Consider the following 15,978-nt stretch of genomic DNA (forward strand, 5'->3'; position numbering starts at 1 on the left):
AGTAATAATGGATTGAAATGATTCAACGACCTTTGGACCTGGATGCCGTGCAAGGCTTCGTGCACATCGCGGACCTGGGCAGCTTCACGCGCGCGGCCGAAGCCATGCAGACCACGCAGGCCGCCGTCAGCCTCAAGCTCAAGCGGCTGGAGCAGCGGCTGGGCTGCCGGCTGGTCGAGCGCACGCCGCGCCACGTGCAGCTGTCGGCGCTGGGTGCCGACTTCCTGCCCCATGCGCGCGAACTGCTGCAGGCCCATGAGCGCGCACTGGCGCTGGCCGTCAGCACGCGCCAGCGGCTGACCATCGGCATCAGCGACCACGTGGCCGGGCCTGAGCTGCCGGCACTGATCGCCCGCATGAATGCGCAGGACCCGCAGCTGCTGATCGACATCCGCATTGCATCGTCCGGCCCGCTGCTGCAGGGGTTCGACCGGCGCGAATACGACACGGTGATCGTTCGCACGCATGCCGGGCGTGACGACGGCGAGCTGCTGGCCGAGGAGCCCTTCGGCTGGTTTGCCGCGCCCGGCTGGCAGCACCGCGCGGGCGAGCCCCTGCCGCTGGCCACGCTGGCCGAGCCCTGCGGCGTGCGCGCCATGGCCGGGCAACTGCTGGATACGGCGCGCATGCCGTGGACCGAGGTGTTCGTGGGCGGCGGCGTAGCCGCTGTCTCGGCCGCCGTCATGGCGGGGCTGGGCGTGGCCGCGCTGGCGCCGCGCATGCTGGCCCTGGGCGCCGTGGACGTGGGCCCGCGCCTGGGCCTGCCCACGCTGCCGCGCCTGCCCGTGCTGCTGCACACCCGCGTGCGCGAAGGCCGGCCGCGCGCGGCGCTGGATGCGCTGGGCGCCGCCTTCAAGTCCGCCGTGCGTGGCTAGCAGCCAACAATCGGCCCGGCATGGTGCGCAGCCGCTTGTGCCTGCGTGGCAACGGGCGATAGACTCGCACCCCTCCCATCCACCCTCACCCTTTCGAGGTGCACCATGCCCCGCCGCACAGCTTCCTGCTGAACGACTTCGTCACACGCTGATCCTGGCCTTGCCACGGATGTCTTTTGCGTGTGCGCTGCGGTGCGTGGCCTTTTGAGGGCTTGCGGCTGATCGTCCTTTTTGCGGACGGCCCCGACAGTCCTGCCATCTTCCCCTTCGACAGCCTGCCGGCCCGGCCACCACGGGCCAGGCCGCGCTGTCGCTGCATCCCCTGCATTGCGGCGCCTGGCGTCGTCGTCGGCTTTTCCCGCTCCACGGCATGTCGCCGTGGGGTGTTGCATCGCTTTTGGAAAGCACGACATGACCCCATCCATTTCTCCAGGCCCTCGTTTTCTTTCGAGCATCGAGATCCTCAAGTACCCCCGCACGCCGCACCTGCGCGGCTCGCGCCTGCAGTCCGGTGACCAGGACGACGCCGTGCCCTATGAGCGGCTGGCCGGCCGGCACATCGTCGTCGAGGAAAAGCTCGACGGCGCCAACGCCGCGCTGAGCTTTGCCGGCGACGGCCAGTTGCTGCTGCAGTCGCGCGGCCACTACCTGGACAGCGAGCGGCCCGGCGGGCGCGAGCGCCAGTTCAACCTCTTCAAGCAATGGGCCCAGGCCCACGAGGGCGCGCTGCTGTCCCTGCTGGACGACCGCTACCAGGTGTTCGGCGAGTGGATGTATGCCAAGCACTCGCTGTTCTACGACGCGCTGCCGCACTGGTTCTGCGAGTTCGACATCTGGGACCGCTCGGCGCAGTGCTTCCTGGACACGCCGCGCCGCCATGCCCTGCTGGCCGGCGTGCCCGTGGTCTCGGTGCCCGTGCTCTACAGCGGGGCGGCGCCCCGGCGCATGCAGGACCTGCTGGCGCTGCTGGCCCCTTCGCTGGGCCGCAGCGCGCGCTGGCGCCAGGCCTTCGAGCAGGTGGTGGCCCGCCAGAAGCTGGACCTGCCGCTGTGCTGGCGGCAGACCGACGGCTCCGAGCTGGCCGAAGGCCTCTACCTCAAGGTGGAGGAGGACGGCCAGACCGTGGCGCGCTACAAGTTCGTGCGGCCGGACTTCGTGCAGGTCATCCTCGACTCGGGCTCGCACCACAGCGAGCGGCCCATCGTCCCCAACGGGCTGCGCGAAGGCGCAGACATCTTTGCGGCCGATATTTCAAAAAGCTGGTGAGGCCTGCAGCGCAGACCCATCGCAAGGAGATTGCCATGACGAACTGGAAACAGATCCAGTCCCTGGTGCCGCAGCCCGGCGCCGACCCCGACTTCGCGGCCTGCCTGGCCGCCTTCCCCCAGCTGGAGCAGGCCAAAACCACGCCGCAGGACCCCGTCTATCACGGCGAAGGCGATGTCTGGACGCACACGCAGATGGTGGTACGCGAGCTGCTGGCCGATCCCGGCCATGCGGCGCTCACCGCCACCGAGCGCGAAACGGTCTTCCTGGCCGCGCTGCTGCACGACGTGGCCAAGTGCTCGACCACCGTGGTGGGCGAGGACGGCCGCATCGGCCAACCCGGCCATTCGCGCCGCGGTGCGCTGGATGCGCGGCTCATGCTCTGGGAAGCCGGCGCGCCCGTGGACCAGCGCGAAGCCATCTGCCGGCTGATCGCCGTGCACCAGGTGCCGTTCTTCGCCTTTGCCGATTCGCGGCGCGGCCACTCGCCCGAGTTCATCGTGCGAGAGCTGTCCTGGCAGGTGGACCTGCACCTGCTCACGCTGCTGGCGCGGGCCGACATGCGCGGGCGCACCTGCCCGGACATTGCGTCCGTGCTGGTCAACATCGAGCTGGTGCGCGAGTTCGCGCTGGAGGAGGGCTGCCTGCGCACGCCGCGCCGCTTTGCCTCGGACGAGACGGCGGTGCGCTACTTCCGCGGCGCGCAGCTGCATCCCGACTATGCGCTGCACGCGCAGGCCGGCTCGCGCGCCATCGTCATGTGCGGCCTGCCGGCCAGCGGCAAGAACACCTGGGTGGCCGCCCACCATGGCGAACTGCCCGTGGTCTCCTTCGACGATGCGCGTACGGAGCTGGGCCTGCGCCACGGCCAGAACGAGGGCGCTGCCGCCCACCACGCCGTGGACAAGGCCAAGGCCCTGCTGCGCGCGGGCCGGCCCTTCGTCTGGAATGCCACCCATCTGTCGCGCCAGATGCGCGGCAAGACCGTGGACCTGTGCCTGGCCTACGGCGCCCGCGTGGAGCTCGTGCACCTGGAAGCCAGCCGCCCGACCCTGCTGGCCCGCAACCGCGCGCGCGACACCACGCTGACCAACGCGGCCCTGCTCGGCCTGCTGCAGCGCTGGGATGTGCCTTTGCCTACCGAGGCGCATGCGCTGTCGTTGGTGGTCAATGAGGGGTAGGGGAGGGGCGCCGTGAGAGGGTGGATAGGGCGTGGGAGGCGGCCGCTGGCAGTGCGATACTGCGGCGGATTTCAACCACGGGACCGAACCATGACACCGTCTTCCCAGCTGCTGTCCACCCTCGCGCCGCTTGGCCGCATCCGCGCCTCCATCAACACCGGCAATCCCATTCTTGCGCGGCTGGATGCCGACGGCCGGCCTGCGGGCGTGTCCATCGACCTGGCCCGGCGCTTTGCGCAGCAGCTGGGGTTGGAGCTGGAACTGGTGGTCTTCGACACGGCCGCCAAGTCGGTGGATGCCGTCACGCGCGAGGAGGCCGACTTCGGCTTCTTTGCCGTGGACCCCGTGCGTGGCGCGGGCATCGGCTTCACGGCACCCTATGTGCTGATCGAGGGCAGCTACCTGGTGCGCCAGGATTCGCCGCTGACCGACAACGCCCAGGTGGACCGGGCCGGGCACACGGTCGTGGTCGGCAGGGGCAGCGCCTATGACCTGTACCTGAGCCGCGAGCTCAAGCATGCGCAGATAGAGCGCGCCGTGTCTTCGCCCGCCGTGGTGCAGACCTTTGTGGAATCGACGGCCGACGTGGCCGCCGGCGTCAAGCAGCAATTGGAGGCCGATGCCGCCCGCCTGCCCGGCCTGCGCCTGCTGCCGGGCCGCTTCATGGTGATCCAGCAGGCCATGGGCCTGCCCAAGGGGCGGGGCGATGAGGCCCTGCGCGTGCTGGCGGCCTTTGTGGAAGAGGCCAAGGCCTCGGGCTTTGTGGCCGAGGCACTGCAGCGCCACGGCATCCAGGGCGCAGCGGTTGCGCCTGCGGCCTGAAGGTCAGGCGCCGCGCAGCACCAGCAGGTCGATGCTGGCCGGCACGCCCAGGCGCACGGCAAAGCCGGCCCACAGGCCTGCGCCGGCGCTGACGAAGAGCTTCATGGCGCCGACCTCGTACTCGCCGCGCACAAAGCCGTCATTGGCGGGCGCCACCAGCCATTGGTCCATGCCCAGGATCAGGCCGCCGTGCGTATGGCCCGACAGCTGCAGGCCCACGCCGTGGGCCGCATTGTCGCGGGCGGTCTTGGGCTGGTGGGCCAGCAGCAGGTGGTATTGCGCACCGGCCTCTTTGGCCTGGCGGGCCACGGTGTCGATGTCGGGCGGCACGCCTTCGGGCACGGACGGGTCGGTGTTCTGGCGCGACAGGCGGCCATAGGCCGGATCGCCGATGCCCGACAGCGCCAGGCGCGCGCCCTGCACATCGATCAGCTGCATGCGGTTTTCCAGCAGGTTCAGGCCCAGGCGGCGGAATTCGGCCATCCAGGCGTCGTAGCCGCTGTAGTACTCATGGTTGCCGGGCGCCGCCCAGACGCCGTGGCGTGCCTTGAGCTGCGCCAGCGGCGCGATGTTGGCGCGGCCGCTGTCCACGTCGCCGTCCACCATGTCGCCGGGCAGCACGATGAGGTCGGGGCGCGCCCCCAGCGTGCGGTCCACGATGGTCTGCACATAGCGTGCGTCGTTGATGGGGCTGGCGTGGATGTCGGCCAGCACGGCCACGCGCAGGCCTTCCAGGCCGGCGGGCAGGCCGGGCAGGCGCAGCGTGCGTTCGTGCACCTCGGGCGGGCGCAGCGCATTGGCCACGCCCCAGGCCGACAGCAGGCCCGCCAGGGCCAGGGCGCCGGCCGTGAGCAGCGGGGCGTGCAGGCGCTGCTTCCAGTCCTCGCGCCGGGCCACGGCGGCCAGCGCCCAGAGGCCGTCGCGCAGCACGATGAAGACGGCCAGCATCAGCAGCAGGGCCAGCACCCAGCCGCCCGGCACCTGCAGATAGGCCAGCGTGCGGTACTCGACCGTGCCCTCGCGCAGCAGTACCAGCAGCAGGGCGGGCGTGCAGCCCAGGGCCGCCGTGGCGACGGCCGCCATCAGGCGTGCGCGGCGCGGCATCAGGCGGACGGGCCACCACAGCCACAGGGCCAATAGCGGGATGACGAGGGCGGCAAGAGTAACCATGGGGAGCAGATCGAGGAAGGCGGGTGAGGCGGCCAGCGCCGGGAGCGGGCGGCAAGGCGAGCGCCGATTGTGCGCAATGCCTTGCATGCCGCTGGCCTGACTTGGCGAAGGCCCTGGCATGCGGGGGTTTTCATGCGGGCGGCACAGGGCAGGCGTATGGAAATCTGCAGCCGCGTGGCGCCGCCGGCATGGCGCGGGGATAATCCAGCCCCTTATGCCTTTGAAGATCAGCTTCCCTGAATCCCTGCCCGTATCCGCCCGCCGTGAGGAAATCATGGAGGCCATGGACCGGCACCAGGTCATCATCGTGTGCGGCGAGACGGGCTCGGGCAAGACCACGCAGCTGCCCAAGATCGCGCTGGCGCTGGGCCGGGGCAAGGTCAACGCCACGCCCGACGACAAGGGCCAGGTGCGCGGCCACCTGATCGGCCACACGCAGCCGCGCCGCATTGCCGCCAGCTCGGTGGCCAAGCGCATTGCCGAGGAGCTGAACACGCCGCTGGGCGATGTGGTGGGCTACAAGGTGCGTTTCCAGGACCGGCTGTCCAAGGACGCCTCGGTCAAGCTGATGACGGACGGCATCCTGCTGGCCGAGACGCAGACCGACCCGCTGCTCAAGGCCTACGACACGCTGATCATCGACGAGGCCCACGAGCGCAGCCTCAACATCGACTTCCTGCTGGGCTACATCAAGCAGATCCTGCCCCGGCGCCCCGACCTCAAGGTGGTGGTGACATCGGCCACCATCGATGCCGAGCGGTTCTCCAGGCACTTCGAAGGCCCCCAGGGGCCTGCGCCGGTGATCATGGTCTCGGGCCGCACCTACCCCGTGGAGATGCGCTGGCGCCCCTTCGAGGAAAAGCGCGACCACGACCTCAACGATGCCATTGCCGAAGGCGTGGACGAGCTGTGGTCCGGCGGCGTCAGCGGCGACATCCTGGTGTTCCTGCCCGGCGAGCGCGAGATCCGCGAGGCGGCCGACCACCTGCGCAAGCACCTGGCACAGCAGCCCGTGCTGCGCCATGCCGAGGTGCTGCCGCTGTTCTCGCGCCTGTCGCAGGCCGAGCAGGACCGCATCTTCGACAGCCACACGGGCCGGCGCATCGTGCTGGCCACCAACGTGGCCGAGACCTCGCTGACCGTGCCCGGCATCCGCTATGTGATCGATGCGGGCACGGCGCGCGTCAAGCGCTATTCCTTCCGCAGCAAGGTCGAGCAGCTGCTGGTCGAGCCCATCAGCCAGGCAGCGGCCAACCAGCGCGCCGGCCGTTGCGGCCGCGTGGCCAACGGCATCTGCATCCGCCTGTACGACGAGGCCGACTTCGGCACGCGCGCGCGCTTCACCGACCCAGAAATCCTGCGCTCCTCGCTGGCCGGCGTCATCCTGCGCATGAAGTCGCTGGGCCTGGGCGACGTGGTGAATTTCCCCTTCCTTGAATCGCCCTCGGGCCGCGCCATTGCCGACGGCTACCAGCTGCTGGGCGAGCTGGGCGCCGTGGACGAGCGCGGCGAGCTGCTGCCCATGGGCCGCGAGCTGTCGCGCCTGCCGCTGGACCCGCGCGTGGGCCGCATGATCCTGGAGGCGCGCACGCGCGGCGCCGTGGCCGAGGTGCTGGTCATCGCCTCCGCCCTGTCCGTGCAGGACGTGCGCGACCGGCCGCTGGAGGCCCAGCAGCAGGCCGACCAGCAGCACGCCAAGTTCGACGACGAGAAAAGCGAATTCAGCGGCTACCTGCGCCTGTGGAAATGGCTGCAGGATGCGCGCGGCGGCAAGGTGGTGGCCAAAAGCCGCAAGGAAATGGCCACGGCCCAGGCGCCTGCCGCCAAGCCATCGGCGCGCAATGCCGCCTTCCTGCCCGTGGCCCAGCGCAGCGGCGGGCAGAGCGTGGCCGCCCCGGCGGCCGAGGCGCTGGCGGCCTTCCATCCGCAGGACACCGGTCCCGGCACGGATGACGAGCCCTCGCACAAGCTCAGCAACCGCCAGTGGGAGCAGCTGCTGCGCCAGAACTTCATCAACATCCGCCGCGTGCGCGAATGGCGCGACATCCACTCGCAGCTGCTGACCGTGGTCAACGAGCACAAGTGGAAGATCAACACCGAGCCTGCGGGCTACGACGCCGTGCACCTGTCCATGCTGTCCGGCCTGCTGGGCAACCTGGGCTACAAGGGCGATGAAAGCGACGCCTACCTGGGCGCGCGCGGCATCCGCTTCCATCCGCACCCGGGCGCCCACCTGTCCAAGAAGCCGGGGCGCTGGATCGTTGCGGCCGAGCTGGTGGAGACCTCGCGCCTGTACGGCCGGGGCATCGCCGCCATCGATCCGCAGTGGCTGGAGGAAGTCGGCGCCCACCTGCTCAAGAAGCAGCTGCTCGATCCGCACTGGTCCAAGAACCAGGCCGATGTGGTGGCGCTGGAGCGCGCCACGCTCTACGGCCTGGTGGTCTACAACGGCCGGCGCATGAGCTATGGCCGCATCGATCCGCAGTCCGCGCGCGAGATCTTCATCCGCCAGGCCCTGGTGGAGGGTCAGTGGGACACGCGCTGGCACTTCCTGCCCGCCAACCTCAAGCTGGTGCGCAAGGTCGAGGAGCTGGAGCACAAGAGCCGCCGCCAGGACGTGCTGGTCGATGACGAGCTGATCTACGCCTTCTACGACCAGCAGATCCCCAAGGACGTGTTCAGCGGCGCCACCTTCGACCATTGGTTCCGCGAGGCGGCCAAGGAAAACGCCGACCTGCTGCGCCTGTCGCGCGACGAGCTGATGCGCCACGAGGCGGCGGGCATCACCACCCAGGCCTTTCCCAAGGTGGTCAAGCTCGGCGGCGTGGACTGCACGGCCAGCTACCTGCACAGTCCGGGCGACGCACGCGACGGCATCACCGTCACCGTGCCGCTGTTCGTGCTCAACCAGGTCAGCGACGAGCGCGTGGAATGGCTGGTGCCCGGCATGCTCAAGGACAAGCTCCAGGCCCTGCTCAAGAGCCTGCCGCAGCGCCCGCGCAGCCGCTTCGTGCCCCTGCCCGAAAGCGCCCAGCGCCTGGCCGAACTCTTCACCACGCCCGAGCGCTGGGGCCAGGGATCGCTGATCGATGCCCTGCTCAAGCAGGTGCGCGACGAGACCTCGCTGGACGTCAAGCGCGCCGACTTCAAGCTGGACATGCTCAGTCCGCACCTGTTCATGAACTTCCGCATCACGGACGAGCATGGACGCCAGCTGGGCCAGGGCCGCAACCTGGGCGCGCTCAAGGCCGAACTGGGCGCCAAGGCGCGCGGCGCCTTCCAGGCGCTGGCCGCGCTGAAGGTGGCTTCGGTCACCGAGGCTGCGGCCCCACCTGCCGCCGCGTCCGAAGCCGGCAAGAAGGCGGAATCTGGCGCCAGGCCGGACAAGACAGCAAAGCCTGAAAAGGCGGACCAGGCCAAGCCCGCCAGCAACGCCAGGCCCAGCCAGCCCGCCGACAGCCGCTACAAGGAATGGAGCTTTGGCGAGCTGCCCGAGCTGATGGAGATCGGCCGGGGCGGGCAGACGCTGATCGGGTTTCCGGCGCTGATCGACCACGGCGATGCCGTCGGCATCGAGGTCTTCGACGAGCCCGAGGTCGCGGCCGCGCGCCACCGCGTGGGCCTGCGCCGCCTGTTCGCGCTGCAGATCCGCGATGCGCTCAAGTACCTGGAAAAGAACATTCCAGACCTGCAGAAGATGGCCGTCGCCTACATGCCGCTGGGCACGCAGGAGGAACTGCGCGAGCAGATCATCGACGTGGCCATAGACCGCGCCTTCCTGCAGGAGCCGCTGCCCACCAACGACGCGCAGTTCAAGCAGCGCGTGCAGGACGGACGCGGCCGGCTGACGCTGATCGCCAACGAGGTGGCGCGCATGGCCTCCACCATCCTGGTCGAGTACGCGGCGGCCCAGCGCAAGATCAAGGACACCAAGAACGCGCCCGACGCCACGGCCGACGCCGCCCAGCAACTGCAGCGCCTGGTGCCCAAGAACTTCATCGCGGCCGCGCCCTGGACCCAGCTGCAGCACTACGCGCGCTACCTCAAGGCCATCACCAGCCGGCTGGACAAGTACCGCGCCGACCCTGCGCGCGACGCCAGCCGCCTGGCCGAGCTGCGCCCGCTGGAGCAGCGCTACTGGCGCCTGGTGGCCGAGCGCAAGGGCCACATCGATGCGCGCATGCAGGAGTACCGCTGGATGCTGGAGGAGCTGCGCGTGAGCTTCTTCGCCCAGGAGCTGCGCACGCCTTACCCGGTCAGCATCAAGCGGCTGGACAAGGTCTGGCAGCAACTGCAGAACTAGCGCCGTGCCGGCCTGCGGCCCTTCCGTGATCGGGAGGGCCGCAGGCCATGGTTCAACGCGGCATCGCCACCTTCACCGGCACGCAGCCGGTTGGAGCGATGCAAGGCCCAAGGCCGTTTGCGCCATCACAGAGATGGGGCATTTTTCAAAGCACGGGCGATCTGTGCAGAACCTGCACAGATGCTGGCCGCTCCATGGCATTGCGGCGGGCCCTGTGCGTTTCTAGACTGCAGGCATCAACCACTTCCCGTTTTCAGGAGCACTGCATGTCCCTCGCAGAACAGGCCAGCCAGGCCACCCAATCCACCAGCCATCCCACCCTCCGCGCCCTGTCAGGCGCGCCGGGGCGCAGCCAGTTGCCACGGGGTGCCACGGCGCTGCTGGTCATCGACTTCCAGAACGAGTACTTCAGCGGCCGCCTGCCCATCCCGCGCGGCCCGCAGGTCCTGGAGCAGGCCCGGCGCCTGCTGCAATGGGCCGATGCCGGGCAGGTTGCCGTGTTCCACATCCAGCACATTGCCCCGGAAGGTGCGCCCGTATTCGCCGTCAATGGCAGCACCGTCCAGTTCCACCCCGGCCTGCAGCCGCGCGCGGGCGACACCGTGGTGCAAAAGCGCAGCGTCAGCGCCTTCGTCGGCACCGACCTGGCCGACCAGCTGCGCGCGCGCGGCATCACCACCGTAGTCATCTGCGGCCTCATGACCCACGCCTGCGTGGCCGGCGCCGCACGCGATGCCGCGCCGCTGGGCTTCGAGGTCGTCGTGGCCAGCGACGCCGTGGCCACACGTGCCATCACGCGCAGCAATGGCGAATCCGTGGACGCCGACAGCCTGCACCGTGCCGCGCTGGCCGAGATCGAGGATGTGTTCGGCGATGTCATGCCCACCGCGCATGTGGTGCAGCTGCCCCTGCGCTGAGCCTGCAGGCAGGGCCCGCGCATCGTCTCCTAGCGAGAATCCACGGCGTTGCCGTACTCCGTCGTGGTACTGGCCGCATCCTTGCGCACCGGCACGGCGATCTGCTCGAACACATTGCCTTCGATCACAACGCCTTTGGACTCCAGCAGGTTGATGCCGGCCTGGGGTTCCTCTTCCTTCTTCCTGAACAGCCCGCTGCGCTTCACGATGAAGCGGTTGTTGCGGATGATGGAACCATCGGCATCGCGCAGCTTGAGGATGGCGGGCAGCGGGGCCTTGTCGCGCGGGTCCATGTGCACGATGAAGGTGTTGCCCTCCACCAGCGAGCGCGGGCCGTACAGGTAGACGGCGGTGCGGCCATCGACCTCGATGGTGTTGTTGCGCACCACGTTGTCGGAGCCCGCCATGATGATGGCGCGGCCGCCGGATTTGATTTGGAGGTTTTCTGCGATGTAGAAGGTGGGTGGGGTGTAATCCCAAATACCCGCGAATGTACGGCTGTAGCCGACTTCTTTGATTGCTGGACGATCTTCTGTCAACTCCTGTAGCCTCTGACGACCTTCTATATAAGGTGCCATATCTATTCCAATACCTAGTGGACCGGGCGTTTCGATTTTTCCGTTGTGAACTGCCAAGTGAGTCAGTGATTTGCTATTCATGCCTATGCCGCGGGTATTTTCAAACGGCTTGCCAGATATAAGATGTTTCCTTAGATCAATGTTGGAATGGCTGTCTTCCGAGAAACTAATTACACTGCCCTGACCAGCCTCGTCTGTTGGTGACCCGCGTACTCTGCCATTAATGAAATCTCTTAATTTTCTTTGTACAAAGTCGTGAACTACACAGTGATTCCCCCTCCCTCTGACATACTCAACAATAGGATGAAAGCCACCTCGATATTTGACGGGACTGCAGCCATCTGGCAATGGTCCTGTGTCGCTGGGAGGATGGCGACTTTCCGCCCATTCTTCCCAAGTCATGCCTTGGGAGAGTCCGGAAGATAAAATTGCCAAGATGAATATCAGTGATTTAATTTTTATACTGGTTTGCATATGATACTGCTGGGTAAGCAGACGCCTGGATATTTTTCTTCTTGCCCAACGAGCCCTCCAAGAAAATTTTCCCGATTAGAGTTGGCTTGTCTCTCAATGTAGTAGTGCATGTCCTCCTGTTACAGCCCGGTGGGATCGATCCGGTTGAGTGGGTTGCCGCATATGGCCGTCGAATACCTCCATTCCATCAGGGGCTGCCTTTTGAAATGTTTCCACTCTCTGTTGTCATACTGGCCGCATCCTTGCGCACCGGCAATGCGACCTGCTCGAACACATTGCCTTCTATCACCACGTCCCTGGACTCCAGCAGGTTGATGCCGGCCTGGGGGTCCTCTTCCTTCTTCCTGAACAGCCCGCTGCGCTTCACTATGAAGCGGTTGTTGCGGATGATGGAACCATCGGCATCGCGCAGCTTGAGGATGGCGGGCAGCGGGGCCTTGTCGCGCGGGTCCATGTGCACGATGAAGGTGTTGCCCTCCACCAGCGAGCGCGGGCCGTACAGGTAGACGGCGGTGCGGCCATCGACCTCGATGGTGTTGTTGCGCACCACGTTGTCGGAGCCCGCCATGATGATGGCGCGGCCGCCGGATTTGATTTGGAGGTTTTCTGCTGTGTAGAAGGTGGGTGGAGAGTAGTCCCAGGGGATTTCGTTGAAGTTCTGGTTCTCGCCATTCCAATTTGTTTTAATAATTATTGAAATATCTTCCTTCATCATTTCTATTCTTTTTCTAATATTTGAATCTCCAGAAGCCATTTCTATGCTTATTCCCAATCTTCCAGGTGTTTCAATCTTTCCATTATGAACCTTTAGAAAGCATAATTCAATCCCCTTAGTTCCAATGCCACGAGTATCTTCAAAAGGCGATCCCGATACGAGATGATTTTGCAAGTCCAGGTCCACATTGCTGCTTTCGAAGAACGTTAATATATTTCCGGTTCCAGCATCATTTATTGGAGACCCTCTTTGTCTACCAGATATGAGGTCACGAGATTTTCGCTGAACGAAATCATGAACAACGCAGTGCTTACCAGAACCTTTGATTGACTCTGATATTGGAACTCTCTGACCTCTATATTTAACAGCCTTGCACCATATGGGTGGAAGTTTTGCGTCAACAGGAGGGTGTTGGCTCTCGGTCCATTTTTCCCATTGCTGTTTTTCTGCATGCCCAGTCCGCCAAAAAGCTAGCAGCACAAATATTATTAAAATGCACACTATACGGGTTTGCATAACAAACTCCTTGGCAAACACACACCTGGATAGTCTTTCTCCCTACCCACTAGACCACCAAGAAAGATCTCTCTATTGTTTTCTGCTTTCTCAAAGTCATATTCCTCTGAATTTTTATCTTTCAAATCTATTTTTGTTATTTTGATCTGACCTTTATTGTCTTTCGTTAAATTCAATTTTCCTTCATTAATCCATTTATTTAGATGGTTTTGTAGCAAATCAAATTTATCTGGAGAATTGCTCCCACTCTCCCGCGTGGCATTGAATCTCTCCAGCACTTTCTCTATCTCTTTAAAGCTCACCGCCGGCTTAGCCCCATACCGCGTCAGAAACTCATAAACCGCTTTCTCCCCTTGCAGCGATCGATACTCCCGCTTGTCCCAATAAGGCATATCTGGATCAGGCATATTCCCCAGTATTGGCATGTCCTCGTCATAGGTGTAATCCGGCTCGGACCCCGCAAGCCCATGCCCTATGCCCAACTTCACGCTGATGGCATCGAACGGCCGGTTGTCCTTGTCCCGGTGGCTGAAGGTGTCCAGGTAGGAGTGCAGGAATTCGCCCAGGAACTGGTATTCGGCACAGGGCTGGGCCGGGTTGCCCAGCCGGCTGGCGTTGAGCAGGTTGTTCAGTTGCGGGCTCAGGTTGCCCACCACGCTGTTGACGTTGTCGTTGGCGTACTGGGGCAGCGTGGTGCCCTTGTCGTCGGACAGCGTGAAGTGGTACCACAGCAGTTGCCGGTGGTTCTTGAAGATCGAGCCCACCGTGGTGAGGGTGTTGGCATCGTCCAGCGGCTTGGTGATGGGGTTGTCATCCACGTACTGCGAAGCCAGCGCCGTGATGCGCGCAGGTTCGTAGTCCAGGCCGGCGGCCAGGGCCAGGAAGAAGACCATGTAGTAGTGCATGTCCTCCTGGTACAGCCCGGTGGGATCGATGCGGTTGAGCGGGTCGCCGCCGGCATACAGGTAGGCATCGGGTCCGTCCGGGTAGCCCAGCGGGTCCGGCTGCAGGTAGCGGCCGCTGGCCGGGTCGTAGCTGCGGTGCCAGTTGTCGTGCAGTCCGCTTTCCTCGTCGAAGTACTGGCCCGGCAGGCGCAGGTTGAGCACGGCCTGCTGCCGGGGCAGGCTTGTGTGGCCGGCCTGATGCATGGCCGGCGCTCCCCAGGGGGTTTGGCGGGCACGCCAGACCACGCGCTGGCCTGCGTCCGTCATGGCCTGCGGACTGCCCCGGTGGTCGTTGTGGATGTGCAGCATGCGCGCCTTGCCGCTGGCGTTGTCCCGGTTGTGCGCGGATTCCAGCTTGGCGATGGGCAGGGTGCGAGTCCCCTCGTTCAGGTACAGGTACTGGCTGGTGATGCGGCCTTCGCCATCCATTTCCGCGACGAGCCGGTTGTCCTGCCACAGGTAGTGGCTGTGCGTTTGCCCATCGCCCTGGTGCACGGTCTTGCCAACGCGCTGGCCCAGGCTGTTGTAGCGGTAGCTGGCGATGGGCCGGTCCTGGTGGTCGCTGATGCCCTGGAGCTGTCCTGCCTCGGTGTAGGTGTAGCGGTGCAATGCGTCCTGGACGGTGCGGCCCTGGCTGTCGCGCTGCACGGGCGCTGGTGCTGACGGTGCGTTGTCCTGCACCAGTCTGCCGAAGCCCTGGTAGCGGTAGTCGGTCTTGTGCAGGCCCGCTGGTGGCCCCTCCTGCTCGATGGCGCGTATGCGCGGGCCCACGCCGTAGCGGTAGCGCTGGCTGAGGATGGGTGCGCTGCCTTGTGATGTGCCTTGCGATGTGCCTTGCCCGGTGGTCTGCTGCGTGAGGCGCCCGGCAATGTCGTATTGGCGCGAGGTGGCCAGGCCATTGCCTGCCGTGTAGTGCTGCAGGCCGTTGAAGGCGTCTGTTTGGATGTCGCCGACCACCGTCTGCGCGGGCAGCAAGCGTTCAAGCAAGCCTGTGGCGCCGGCGCCCAGCCAGTGGTCGCTGGCCTGCAGCAGGCCGGCCACCCAGGCGCTTTGCAGTTGCAGCCCTTGCACGCTGGCGCCGTCGCTGGCGGGGCCGCGCCGGGTGACGAGCACGCGGCCATCGGCCAGGGTGCGGCTGTGGACCCGGCCGTCCGGGCCATAGCGCGTGGCGGTGCGGTAGGTATGCTCGCCCTGGCCGTCGGGCGTGGCCAGCGCAATGGTGCGTGCCACGGGGCGGCCCAGGGCGTCGTATTCGATGGACTCGCGCTGCCAGTTGCTGTCGATGGTCTGCAGCAGCCGGCCCTGGTAGTGCAGCCGGGTTTGCGAGGAAGAGCGACGATCTGCGCCGGGCGCCGCTTCGTAGCGCTTGGCCAGCAGACGCCCGCTGGGGGCGTACTGGTAGTGGGTGCTGCTGCCGTCGGCGCGGGTGTGCACCAGCAATTGATCGGCTTCGTTGTAGCGTGCGCTTTGGCGGCCATGATCGGCAAGCTGAAGCCAGACGGTGCGGCCGAAGTCGTCGTGCAGGGCCTGGCGGCGTTCGGCGGGTTGGGCTCCTTGGGAAGCAGTGGTTTGGTGTCCGATGTCCTGGGGTGCTGTCGGCACATCGGAGGAGCCTTGCAATGCCAGCCGTACCGCCCCATCGGGCGTTTGCGACAGGCTGGCATGGAGACTGCCGTTGTCCAGCCAGCGCGTGCGGGTGTCGTCGCCATCGGTGTGCTGGAGCAATTCCCCCGCATCGCCGTAGGTGTAGCTGTCCAGGCGCCCATCGGGCAGCAGGCGGTGGCTCAGGCGCCCTTGCGCATTCCAGCCGTAGTAGGCCGCACGTTCGGGGAGGTCCTGGCCTTCGCGGTACAGGCCCAGCCGCGTGATGCGGCCTTCGCTGTCGCGCTCGATCTGGCCCCGGTTGCCCAGGCCATCGAGCCTAGCCTGGGTGCTGCCCTGGTAGGTCCAGGTGGTGCTGCGGCCTGTCGTGTCGATGGCCTGGCTGGGGCGGCCCAGGGCGTCGTGGCGGATGCGGTATGGATTCAGGCTCAGCCGGCTGCTGGCGCGGGGCTGGCCGTCGGCATCGAGCAGCCAGCCGCTGGTGGTGATTTCTTCGGCCTGCAGGGCGTTGGCGGACAAGGCGCTGTAGCGCATTTGGCGCTGGAGGCGCCGCACGCCGTCGTCTTCGGTGCGGGTCGTGATGCGCCCGGCCTGGTCATGCTCCAGCGCCACGGT

Annotated in this window: 9 protein-coding genes and 1 pseudogene; 6 read left to right on the forward strand and 4 right to left on the reverse strand. The window is 66.0% G+C overall.

What is annotated here, in order from left to right:
- The first annotated feature begins 17 nt into the window (after nt 1-17).
- The 4 genes from DTS01S_RS11530 to DTS01S_RS11545 all read left to right on the forward strand — a co-directional run bounded on the left by DTS01S_RS11530 (nt 18) and on the right by DTS01S_RS11545 (nt 4,144).
- The gene (locus DTS01S_RS11530) at nt 18-875 is read left to right on the forward strand and encodes a LysR family transcriptional regulator (protein WP_016448234.1); all 858 of its coding nucleotides are present in this window, start codon (nt 18-20) and stop codon (nt 873-875) included.
- A gap of 411 nt (nt 876-1,286) precedes the next feature.
- Complete coding sequence (locus DTS01S_RS11535; RefSeq protein ID WP_061287742.1) at nt 1,287-2,141, forward strand: RNA ligase family protein; 855 nt, start codon at nt 1,287-1,289, stop codon at nt 2,139-2,141.
- A 35-nt stretch (nt 2,142-2,176) separates the two neighbouring features.
- The gene (locus DTS01S_RS11540; RefSeq protein WP_061287743.1) at nt 2,177-3,322 is read left to right on the forward strand and encodes an ATP-binding protein; all 1,146 of its coding nucleotides are present in this window, start codon (nt 2,177-2,179) and stop codon (nt 3,320-3,322) included.
- A gap of 90 nt (nt 3,323-3,412) precedes the next feature.
- Entirely contained in the window at nt 3,413-4,144 is a 732-nt protein-coding gene (locus DTS01S_RS11545; protein WP_061287744.1) for an ABC transporter substrate-binding protein, read from the forward strand.
- Between the two features lie 3 nt (nt 4,145-4,147).
- On the opposite strand, the gene DTS01S_RS11550 is transcribed toward DTS01S_RS11545, so the two are convergent.
- Nucleotides 4,148-5,314 carry a metallophosphoesterase gene (locus DTS01S_RS11550; RefSeq protein ID WP_061287755.1) on the reverse strand — a complete coding sequence of 389 codons (1,167 nt, stop codon included), beginning with the start codon at nt 5,312-5,314 and terminating at the stop codon, nt 4,148-4,150.
- Nucleotides 5,315-5,528: 214 nt separating this feature from the next.
- Here DTS01S_RS11550 and hrpA point away from each other — a divergent pair, with 214 nt between their 5' ends.
- The gene (gene hrpA, locus DTS01S_RS11555) at nt 5,529-9,617 is read left to right on the forward strand and encodes an ATP-dependent RNA helicase HrpA (RefSeq protein WP_061287745.1); all 4,089 of its coding nucleotides are present in this window, start codon (nt 5,529-5,531) and stop codon (nt 9,615-9,617) included.
- Nucleotides 9,618-9,883: 266 nt separating this feature from the next.
- Complete coding sequence (locus tag DTS01S_RS11560) at nt 9,884-10,534, forward strand: cysteine hydrolase family protein (protein ID WP_046984302.1); 651 nt, start codon at nt 9,884-9,886, stop codon at nt 10,532-10,534.
- 29 nt (nt 10,535-10,563) lie between these two features.
- Here the strand turns inward: DTS01S_RS11560 and DTS01S_RS31445 are convergent, their stop codons facing one another.
- The 3 genes and pseudogenes from DTS01S_RS31445 to DTS01S_RS11575 all read right to left on the reverse strand — a co-directional run.
- On the reverse strand, nt 10,564-11,586 hold the full coding sequence (locus tag DTS01S_RS31445) for a right-handed parallel beta-helix repeat-containing protein (RefSeq protein WP_306307624.1): 1,023 nt from the start codon (nt 11,584-11,586) through the stop codon (nt 10,564-10,566).
- A 301-nt stretch (nt 11,587-11,887) separates the two neighbouring features.
- Nucleotides 11,888-12,817 (reverse strand): annotated as a pseudogene (locus DTS01S_RS31480) (hypothetical protein); the annotation flags it as partial.
- Nucleotides 12,802-15,978 (reverse strand): RHS repeat-associated core domain-containing protein (locus DTS01S_RS11575; protein WP_174538886.1); only part of this gene is annotated, 3,177 nt, incomplete at its 5' end. The gene DTS01S_RS11575 and the pseudogene DTS01S_RS31480, both read right to left, overlap by 16 nt.

Source organism: Delftia tsuruhatensis NBRC 16741 (assembly GCF_001571325.1).
GTDB classification, from domain to species: domain Bacteria; phylum Pseudomonadota; class Gammaproteobacteria; order Burkholderiales; family Burkholderiaceae_C; genus Comamonas; species Comamonas tsuruhatensis.

What these genes read in the sequence shown, in the direction of transcription:
- DTS01S_RS11550 (WP_061287755.1), bottom strand. Translation starts at nt 5,314, where the DNA reads ATGGTTACTCTTGCCGCCCTCGTCATCCCGCTATTGGCCCTGTGGCTG.
- DTS01S_RS31445 (WP_306307624.1), bottom strand. Translation starts at nt 11,586, where the DNA reads ATGCAAACCAGTATAAAAATTAAATCACTGATATTCATCTTGGCAATT.
- hrpA (WP_061287745.1), top strand. Translation starts at nt 5,529, where the DNA reads ATGCCTTTGAAGATCAGCTTCCCTGAATCCCTGCCCGTATCCGCCCGC.
- DTS01S_RS11530 (WP_016448234.1), top strand. Translation starts at nt 18, where the DNA reads ATGATTCAACGACCTTTGGACCTGGATGCCGTGCAAGGCTTCGTGCAC.
- DTS01S_RS11535 (WP_061287742.1), top strand. Translation starts at nt 1,287, where the DNA reads ATGACCCCATCCATTTCTCCAGGCCCTCGTTTTCTTTCGAGCATCGAG.
- DTS01S_RS11540 (WP_061287743.1), top strand. Translation starts at nt 2,177, where the DNA reads ATGACGAACTGGAAACAGATCCAGTCCCTGGTGCCGCAGCCCGGCGCC.
- DTS01S_RS11560 (WP_046984302.1), top strand. Translation starts at nt 9,884, where the DNA reads ATGTCCCTCGCAGAACAGGCCAGCCAGGCCACCCAATCCACCAGCCAT.
- DTS01S_RS11545 (WP_061287744.1), top strand. Translation starts at nt 3,413, where the DNA reads ATGACACCGTCTTCCCAGCTGCTGTCCACCCTCGCGCCGCTTGGCCGC.